This window comes from Pseudomonas sp. 05N431 (genome assembly GCF_056397005.1).
The window spans coordinates 59,839-68,987 of sequence record NZ_JBFTMN010000024.1 but is presented as its reverse complement, the minus strand read 5'-3'; the positions used below and the strand labels follow the sequence as shown (position 1 = coordinate 68,987).

Annotated in this window: 9 protein-coding genes; all 9 read right to left on the bottom strand. The window is 49.1% G+C overall.

All coding sequences use genetic code 11. From position 1 onward, the window contains the following. Positions 1–761: nucleoside-diphosphate sugar epimerase/dehydratase (locus tag AC1DIG_RS27025; RefSeq protein WP_477769755.1), on the bottom strand; the 761-nt coding region annotated here is incomplete at its 3' end. 152 nt (positions 762–913) lie between these two features. Further along, on the bottom strand, positions 914–2,098 hold the full coding sequence (locus AC1DIG_RS27020; RefSeq protein WP_477769748.1) for a DegT/DnrJ/EryC1/StrS family aminotransferase: 1,185 nt from the start codon (positions 2,096–2,098) through the stop codon (positions 914–916). Positions 2,099–2,191: 93 nt separating this feature from the next. Further along, on the bottom strand, positions 2,192–2,818 hold the full coding sequence (locus AC1DIG_RS27015; protein WP_477769747.1) for an acetyltransferase: 627 nt from the start codon (positions 2,816–2,818) through the stop codon (positions 2,192–2,194). Then, positions 2,815–3,411: a sugar transferase gene (locus AC1DIG_RS27010; RefSeq protein WP_477769746.1), complete on the bottom strand. Its 597-nt coding sequence runs from the start codon at positions 3,409–3,411 to the stop codon at positions 2,815–2,817. The genes AC1DIG_RS27015 and AC1DIG_RS27010 overlap by 4 nt, the downstream gene beginning before the upstream one ends. A 57-nt stretch (positions 3,412–3,468) precedes the next feature. After that, positions 3,469–4,695: a glycosyltransferase family 4 protein gene (locus tag AC1DIG_RS27005; RefSeq protein WP_477769745.1), complete on the bottom strand. Its 1,227-nt coding sequence runs from the start codon at positions 4,693–4,695 to the stop codon at positions 3,469–3,471. 5 nt (positions 4,696–4,700) lie between these two features. Continuing rightward, the gene (gene wecB / locus AC1DIG_RS27000) at positions 4,701–5,831 is read right to left on the bottom strand and encodes a non-hydrolyzing UDP-N-acetylglucosamine 2-epimerase (protein WP_477769744.1); all 1,131 of its coding nucleotides are present in this window, start codon (positions 5,829–5,831) and stop codon (positions 4,701–4,703) included. A 23-nt stretch (positions 5,832–5,854) separates the two neighbouring features. Beyond that, positions 5,855–6,973: a UDP-2-acetamido-2,6-beta-L-arabino-hexul-4-ose reductase gene (wbjC, locus tag AC1DIG_RS26995; RefSeq protein ID WP_477769743.1), complete on the bottom strand. Its 1,119-nt coding sequence runs from the start codon at positions 6,971–6,973 to the stop codon at positions 5,855–5,857. Positions 6,974–6,976: 3 nt separating this feature from the next. After that, a complete protein-coding gene (locus tag AC1DIG_RS26990; protein ID WP_477769742.1) occupies positions 6,977–8,017 on the bottom strand; it encodes a polysaccharide biosynthesis protein in 1,041 nt (346 codons plus the stop codon). Positions 8,018–8,188: 171 nt separating this feature from the next. Further along, a complete protein-coding gene (locus tag AC1DIG_RS26985; RefSeq protein ID WP_477769741.1) occupies positions 8,189–9,142 on the bottom strand; it encodes a hypothetical protein in 954 nt (317 codons plus the stop codon). Positions 9,143–9,149 lie beyond the last annotated feature (7 nt).

Here is a 9,149-nt window from a genome sequence, read left to right as displayed (position 1 = left end):
ACACTTCGAACGTGTAACGGAAAACCTTCCAGAAAGCCCAGAATCTCGCGGCGACGCCCGCGATTGGCCGAAGGAACCGCCAGCAGGATTTCCTGAGCGCCGGTTTCTTCGATCATGCGTTGGATGTGCTTGGGCTTGTACACCTGCAACCCGGAGATCACCCGATCCACAATGCTTTTATCATCATCGATAAATGCCACCGGGCGCATGACCCGGCCCATGCGCAAGGCGGCAACCAATTGATTACCGGCCGCACCCGCACCGTAGATGGCAACGCGGGGCAATCCATTGTCACGATTGGTAAAGGGAACGTGCTGCGCCGCAGTAAACCAGTCCCCCAGAAAATACTGGCGCATGGCCAAGCGCAGCCCACCCACCATGATCAGGCTTAACCACCAGTAGTTAAAAATGATCGAGCGAGGAACGACGTTCTGATGGTTGCTATACCAGTACACCACCACCCCAAGAATCAGCGCCGAAAGGCTGACAGCCTTGATAATCGCAATCAGGGCATCATTGCCGAAGTAGCGCAGCACTGCCCGGTACATGCCAAAGCGGATGAAAAGAGGTACAGAAACTATAGGGGCCGCCAAAAAAAGCCAGAGATGATCTGTAAGGGGATTAACCACCTCGTCGAGACCCAGGCGTACGATAAACGCCAACCACAGTGCGCCCCAGACCAACATGACATCCGCGAGAATCTGAATCAGCCTTTTATGACGGCGCGGCATTCCCAACAACAAGGTTCGCAACTTATCCATAAACCCTTCGAACACCTCACAGCTCCCGCACTCAAAATCGCCAACTTCACCGTGGCAAACAGAACATCCGACTACTGACGTACATCCTGAGCAAATCGACAGCCAGGAATGTACGCCAAGTAGATTTTTTGACCGCGGGATGCCCCGTCAGATCAAGCTTGAGCTTGATATGCCAACTGCATTACTTCGCCAAGAACCGTACAGGTCTTGTCTATTTCGGCCTGTGTCAACGTCGGATGCACGAGGAACATCAAGCTTGTTTCCCCAAGGCTCTGCGCCACAGCGAAGCGCTCTTCGGGCCTCCAACCGGTATTATCAAAGGCTTTCTCAAGGTAGACCTCAGAGCAAGAACCGGAGTAGCACGGAACACCACGGGCAGTAATTTCGGAAATGATGCGATCACGACTCCATTCCGCTTTCAGCAACTGCGGCTCGACAAAGACATAACACTTGTAGGCCGCGTGAGTGCAATACTCGGGAATGGCTGGGACGCGCAACCCGCCCAACTGACGAGCGCAAGACCAGATGCGCTCCGCATGCTCAAGCCGGCTTGCTTGCCACTGGGGCATTCGACGCAACTGGATACGTCCAATAACTGCCTGCACTTCCAGCATTCGCCAATTGGTACCAAAACTTTCATGCAACCAGCGAAAGCCTGGCGCATGCTCACGCTCATAGATGGCTTCCCAGCTCTTGCCATGGTCTTTGATAGACCACATTTTCAACCAGAGATCACGGTCATTTGTGGTGACCATACCGCCTTCGCCGCCGGTGGTCATGATCTTGTCCTGGCAGAACGACCAAGCCCCGACATGACCAATGGAACCGACCGGGCGTCCTTTATAGAGTGCGCCGTGTGCCTGGGCACAATCTTCAATAACCTTCAAATCGCGCTCGGCAGCCAGCGACATGATCGGGTCCATGTCACAGGGCCATCCTGCGAGATGCACACAAATCAATGCTCGAGTACGCTCAGTCAGCACGGCACGGATGGTATCGGCAGTGAAGTTCTGGGAGTCTGGATCAACTTCGGCAAATACTGGAATAGCACCTGCGTTGACAATACTGGATACAGAGGCCAGGAAAGTACGAGGGGTAACAATGACTTCATCACCTGCGCCAATTCCCAACGCCTGCAATGCGAGGTCTAAAGCGACCGTTCCGTTGGCCAGGGCGATTGCATGCTTCGTATCTGCCCAGACAGCAAATTCCTTTTCAAACTCCCGACACTCTTGCCCCGTCCAATAGTTGACTTTATTGGAGAGAATCACATCGCGAACTGCATCAGCCTCATCAACAGTGAAAGAGGGCCAAGGAGAAAATGGTGTATTCAACACAGCCAGTACCCGTAGATTAAAAATAAAGGATCTTGCAAAGCATCCATTCAAATACGCCCTATCAAGCGCAATGATCGCGCTGTACGACGCAGGTCAAGTCCTGAAAAACACCTTTGCCGGAATACCCAGCACCGTAACCGAGTCTTCGACATCGCTCACGGCAACTGCCCCTGCACCGACGGTCACCCCAGCGCCTATCCGAATCAATTGCCTGACACTTGCGCCAATGCCAATCCAACTCAGATTGCCTACCTGAACACCGCCTGCCAGTCTAGCACCGGGGCTGATATGGACGCACTCACCCAAAACACAATCGTGATCGACGCTGCATCCGGTGTTCAGGATCGCTCCTGGACCTATCACCGCGTCAGCATTCACCACAACCCCTGCGAAGACCACCGACCCAATGCCGATAGATGCTCGTCGACTGACGGTGGCCGCCGGATGAACCAGCGAAACCAAAGCCCCCCCCGCCCCAGCAAGCTCATCCAGCTTGGATTTGCGGATTGAATTGTGCCCTATTGCGACAATTACCCCATCATAGGCCGAGAGCTGTTCCATCAACAACGAGGTGTCCCCGACGACGCTCCAGCTACCGTTCGTTGTCTGTTCGGGCCAACTGTCCGCGAAAAAATCTACACGCTCCCATCCACAGCATTCAGCTGTATCGGCGACCACCTTGCCGTGCCCGCCGGCCCCGAGAATGGCCAACCTCTTCATGGTTTGTTACCAGTGAATTTCGACATGGTGACTTCCCCGTCGGCGCTGATTCCTTCGCGAACCACAACTTTCTTGAGGGTCAATAGAATAATCTTTATATCAAGCTTTAATGACTGATTATCAACGTACCAGACATCCAGATTAAACTTCTCATTCCAACTCAATGCATTACGCCCATTGACTTGCGCCCATCCAGTCACTCCAGGGCGCGCTTCATGACGTCGAAATTGCTCTGGACTATAAAGAGGGAGATACTCCATCAACAGCGGACGCGGCCCCACAAGACTCATTTCCCCCTTCAAAACATTCCACAACTCGGGCAACTCATCCAAACTACTGGAGCGCAAAAAAGCACCAAATGGTGTCATGCGCTCAGCATCTGGAAGCGGAACGCCTTTTGAGTCACAAGCGTCCTTCATCGTGCGAAATTTAACCATCTCAAAAGGCTTGCCATGGAGACCTGGCCGCACCTGACGAAACAAAACGGGCCCTCCGAGTTTGCGGCGAACTTGAAAAGCTACAAACAAAATAACGGGAGCTAACAATAGCATGCCAAAAAAAGAAGCCAGAATATCAAAAAGCCGTTTCAACATTTTATGTTCCTAAATTCAATATCAAGGCGAGCTTCAATTTCAGCCTGAAACATAATGTTATTTGCGCTTTGAAAGCCGTTTAAATATGTCGGCAAATCGTCGTACACCTTCGCTAAGCGAGAGATTATCCCGATAATAAGTCCGACCATTTTCAGCCATCTCATTTCGACTCTGAGTACCCGCCAAGTGCAGGGATTGCGCAGCAGCAGCCAACGACTCAGGATCTTCCGACTCAGCAACTAGTCCGCAGCCACTCACCCTTACCAAATCAGCGGCATCGCCATCGACGGCCATTAATAAAGGTTTACCAACAGCCATATATGCTTGCGTTTTAGAAGGTATGGTCACCGTAAACAGTGGATCTTTCTTGAGATGGACCAGCAGCGCATCGGCATTCGCAAGATAACTGCCCACATCACTCATAGGGACAGGCGGTAAAAACACGACATTACGCAAACCACTGTCTTCAGCCCTTTGCTTCAAGCGCTCAACTTCAACCCCACCACCCAGGAAGATGAACACCAGTTCGATATTCCGTTCCTGAAGAAGATTCGCGGCTTCAAGTACCGAGTCCAGAGCTTGCGCCTTGCCCATATTTCCGGCAAACAAAACGCGAAATCTTGAGGCATCTGGAAAGTTGGCGGGCTGCTGATTATCAGAGGAGATCAAAAGATCCTCTGCGCACCAGTTATAGATGATCTCAATCTTGCTTTCCGGCACACCACGCTCAACCAGCAGACGCTTGAAACCGGGTGACAGCACTACCAGTTGATCGACATTTCTATAGACGTAGGCGCAGACCTTCGACACCAGATTGAGCGCCTTTTCATTAGCGAACATCCCTGTTGCACGCAAAGTGTCAGGCCATAGATCCTGTATATCGTAAACAACAGGCACACGTCGAAAGAAACGGATAATCGTCGCTACAATACCTACCGTCAAAGGAGGGTGATAGGCATATATCACATCAGCGCGTTTACTGAAGAACAACCCGTAAAAAAGGCTTGTTGCAGCAAAACTGACATAATTGGCTATACGTCCAACTCCACTTTGACCGTGGCTTGGATAGAGAGGCAGTCGCGTTACGCTTACACCATCGATCAATTCGCGCTGAATCAATCGCATTTTAAAGCCAGGATAAATCTTGCCACCGGGATAGTTGGGAAACCCCGTAATCACCTCGACCTCAAACCCTTGCCTAACAAGCTCCCGCGCGAAAACAAGACCTTTGAAAGTCGGCTCAGGGTCAAACCATTGGGTAAGCAATAATACGCGAACTGCCATTTTACTTAGAACCTTTTCCAAACGACGCGCATAACATAATCACGGTAGCTATGAATAATTCTAACTACCTTTTCCGCAACGTTCGGCATGCTGTAATCCTGAACTAATCGCAGAGTCCTTTCCTCTCCACGGCTTTGCGTCTCCAAGAGTTGCAAACCTTGCATCACTCGCTCGACCTCAAGGCCAACCATCATGACTGCTGCCTCTTCCATGCCCTCTGGACGTTCGTGTGCTTCCCGAATATTCAATGCCGGGAAGTTAAGAATCGAGGACTCTTCATTGATCGTGCCGCTATCGGAAAGAACTGCCTTGGACTCAAGCTGAAGCTTATTGTAGTCTTTAAAACCCAACGGCTTGAGCAAGCGCACATTCTCGTGAAACTGCACGCCCATTGCATCCACACGTTTCTGCGTCCGAGGGTGCGTAGATACAATAACCGGCATGCCGTAGGTTTCTGCTGTTTGATTAAGAACATCTACCAGCTTCAGGAAATTCTGATCAGAATCAATGTTTTCTTCGCGGTGGGCGCTGACGACAAAGAACTTACCTGATTCAAGCCCCAATCGTTCAAGCACATCAGACGCCTCAATACCCTCACGATAGTAGTTGAGGACTTCAAACATTGGGCTCCCGGTCTTGATCACCATGTCAGGCGACAGACCTTCACGCAGCAGATAATCCCGAGCGATAGTGCTATAGGTGAGATTGATGTCTGCCGTGTGATCCACGATCCGACGATTGATCTCTTCCGGCACTCTCATATCGAAACAACGATTACCAGCTTCCATATGAAAAGTTGGGATCTTGCGGCGTTTGGCAGGAATAACCGCCATGCAACTATTGGTGTCACCCAGCACTAGCAGGGCCTCAGGCTGGACCTCCGCCAGTACACGATCCACACTAATGATCACGTTACCGATGGTTTCTGCGCCTGTAGAGCCGGCCGCATTCAGGAAATGGTCAGGCTTGCGGATGCCCAGATCCTGAAAGAAAATTTCGTTCAGTTCGTAATCGTAATTTTGCCCGGTGTGCACAAGTACATGATCACAATGCTGGTCCAGCGCAGCCATGACTCGCGACAAGCGAATGATTTCGGGACGAGTACCTACGACGGTAACGACTTTCAACTTTTTCATTGCAATGCTCATTCCTAATGCGATCAGGCTTGTGTGCCCACAGCCATAGTGTAAGTATCCGGAAACTCACGATCAAAAATCTCGTTGGCCCACAGCATGACGATCATTTCGTCTTCACCAACGTTGGTGATGTCATGGCTCCACCCTGGTACCGTCTCTACGACTTCCGGTAACTCACCGTCTGTAAACAATTCATAGAAGTCACCCGACACTATGTGACGGAATCGGAAACAGGCCTTGCCTTTGATAACCAGAAATTTTTCTGTTTTCGTATGATGATAATGGCCGCCTCGAGTGATCCCTGGATGCGCTGTAAAATACGAAAACTGGCCTGAATCCTTGGTCTTGAGCATCTCAACGAAAACGCCGCGGGCATCTCCGTATTTCGGAACTTCGTAAGTGAATTTTTCAGGTGGTAGGTAACTGAGATAGGTAGAGTACAGCGCGCGTACAAGACCGGTGCCTACACGCTCTGTAATCATTGACTGCCGACTTTCTTTGAAGGCATACAGTTGAGCCGAGAGTTCACCTACCGTAGTAGCGAAATGTGGTTCAACCACAACGAACGGATTGCCAAGTTGCTTTCCATCCATAACAGCAACAAAGCTTTTTATGACGTCATCAATATAAACCAGCGAAATACTGGCATCGGGGTCATTTATAGTGATGGGCAAACCACGTGCAATGTTATGGCAAAACGTCGCTACGGCCGAATTGTAATTAGGTCGAGCCCACTTCCCAAACACATTGGGTAATCGGTATAGATGTACGTCAACACCCTGTTGAGTCGAAAGATTCAACAGGGCATCTTCAGCATTGCGCTTACTGGTACCGTAAGCGTTGTCCAGTTCCGCTTGTATAGACGACGTATAAAGCAAGGGAATATTACGACCACTGGCAGCGACTGCGTCGCACAACATTTGCGTCAAATTGGTGTTGCCCGAATTGAACTCTTCGACATTTTGAGGACGATTGACACCGGCCAAGTGGAAAATAAAGTCCACCTTGGATACAAGCGAATGCAGACTGGTAATATCCTCTTCACGGCAGTATCGCAGCAACTCGATGTCTTTGCGCTCCTGCAAGTGAGCAACAAGGTTTTTACCGAGAAATCCGTTGGCACCGGTGATCAATACTTTCATGCCTTATTCCTCAGGTGTTGCGTGTTCGCCGCGCTGAATCGCACGCATAAAATCAAGTTTTAGCAGCAACTTCTGCATGCCCTCAACGTCCAGACGCTCGGTGTTATGCGAGTTATAATCCTCCATCGTGGAGATCTTTTCTTCGCCCTGCTCAACAAATTTACTATAATTCAAATCACGTAGATCCGGCGGCACGCGGAAGTAATCACCCATATCTTCTGCGCAGGCCATTTCTTCTCGGCTCAAGAGCGCCTCATACAGTTTCTCGCCATGACGAGTTCCAATGATCTGGATTGGGTGCTCCGGTTTCCCCAACATCGACGTCAGCGCGCGGGCAAGGGTTTCTACCGTTGCTGCAGGTGCCTTCTGAACAAAAAGATCACCGTTGTTGCCATGTTCAAAAGCGTACAGAACCAAATCAACAGCATCCGCCAGCGTCATCATGAAGCGAGTCATGTTCGGATCAGTAATGGACAGTGACTTTCCTTCACGTATCTGCTCAATGAACAGAGGGATCACAGACCCCCTGGAAGCCATTACATTTCCATAACGAGTGCCGCAAATTACGGTCTTCCGTTCATCGACGTTTCGGGATTTGGCAACCATGACTTTTTCCATCATGGCCTTGGAAATACCCATGGCATTGATTGGATAGACGGCCTTGTCAGTACTTAAGCAGACCACACGCTTCACACCATTGTGTATAGCAGCTTCAAGTACATTGTCCGTACCGATCACGTTGGTCTTGACGGCCTCCATCGGATGGAACTCGCAAGATGGAACTTGCTTGAGCGCAGCAGCGTGAAATATGTAGTCCACACCACGGGTAGCGGTTAAAATACTTTGATAGTCTCTCACATCGCCAATATAGAACTTAAGCTTAGAGTTGGCATAGCGCTTGCGCATGTCATCTTGCTTTTTTTCATCACGGCTGAAAATGCGAATCTCTGCAATATCACTGCTAAGAAAACGCTTGAGAACGGCGTTCCCGAAGGAACCGGTGCCACCACTGATAAGCAATACCTTGTTAGAGAAATTTTCCACGCTTAACCTTCCCAAAAAATATGCGGAATTATACCATAGCCATTCTGGTTTTTTGGACAACAACCCGCTACCACACCAAAATAGGCCGAAACGAGCCAGTTTTCACATCGCCGAGACAGCTCTCCAGCGCTTCCTAAGCACCACCGGCGGCTCCTCCTTAGAATTCAATGATCAATACGCGCCTGCGAAACCATCCCCAAACGATATTGCTTTAATTAAGAAATCAACCCCTTTATAAGAAAAATACAAAGAAGTCAGTACAACCGCAACATTTAGCCCTCTCTTACTTTGAAGACCATAAAACATGAAAACAAAKTAAGAAAAAATAACGACTCGCTCGGCACCTACAAAATAGGCAGCCAATACCATCGGCAATGAAGCAAGTAAAGCCTCAACCCATCTGGCTCGCGCATAATAAATAGACAGAAACATGAATACGAGAGGCTTTAAAATAGCCCCCCATCCGCCCCATGCTTCAGTATAAAAACCAATTTTCGATGCAATATGCTCTCTCAACACCACCAAAACCAGAGCCATTCCCACTATCAAAAAAGATAAAGACAAGAAACCATAACCTACTCGACCTAGAGACAGCCTGTGCAAAATAAATAACACCCTTCTAGTTTCAGTAGCAACAAGCAACATCAACGTCTGCACATGAGCAAGAATCGAAACAGCATAGAAACAATATCGAAAAAAGCCTGTTAAACCATACCCCACCAAAAAAACAAATAAAGACAGTTTCAATCTTTCCGCAGAGAATGCGAGAACCAACAGATAAAAATTAAAATAAAATACAGGAAACAATATGCGGCTCACATCATTTCTAAGCATCCACAAAAAAACGTGATAGAAAAACAGAAAATTCACAACAGAAAACAACAGGTCCTTATGGACAAGTGGCGCAAACGTGTAGGAAAAGAAAAAATATCCAGGCTCACTAGTCCCAAGGGAATCCTTATAGAACTGAAAAGCTTCCGCAATGGGCAACCCTACAACCCCGGAATAAAAATTCCGATAGAACTCCTGGTCCCCCAATACGCAATAAGGAAAAACTACAAGACTTCCAAAAAATAATGGAATCGCCCATAGAAATGCCTGCAACTTTATCGAAGAAACTTTCATAACGCTC

Excerpts from the sequence above, each read along its gene's own strand:
- wecB (WP_477769744.1), bottom strand. The coding sequence starts at position 5,831 with ATGAAAAAGTTGAAAGTCGTTACCGTCGTAGGTACTCGTCCCGAAATC.
- AC1DIG_RS27005 (WP_477769745.1), bottom strand. The coding sequence starts at position 4,695 with ATGGCAGTTCGCGTATTATTGCTTACCCAATGGTTTGACCCTGAGCCG.
- AC1DIG_RS27010 (WP_477769746.1), bottom strand. The coding sequence starts at position 3,411 with ATGTTGAAACGGCTTTTTGATATTCTGGCTTCTTTTTTTGGCATGCTA.
- wbjC (WP_477769743.1), bottom strand. The coding sequence starts at position 6,973 with ATGAAAGTATTGATCACCGGTGCCAACGGATTTCTCGGTAAAAACCTT.
- AC1DIG_RS27015 (WP_477769747.1), bottom strand. The coding sequence starts at position 2,818 with ATGAAGAGGTTGGCCATTCTCGGGGCCGGCGGGCACGGCAAGGTGGTC.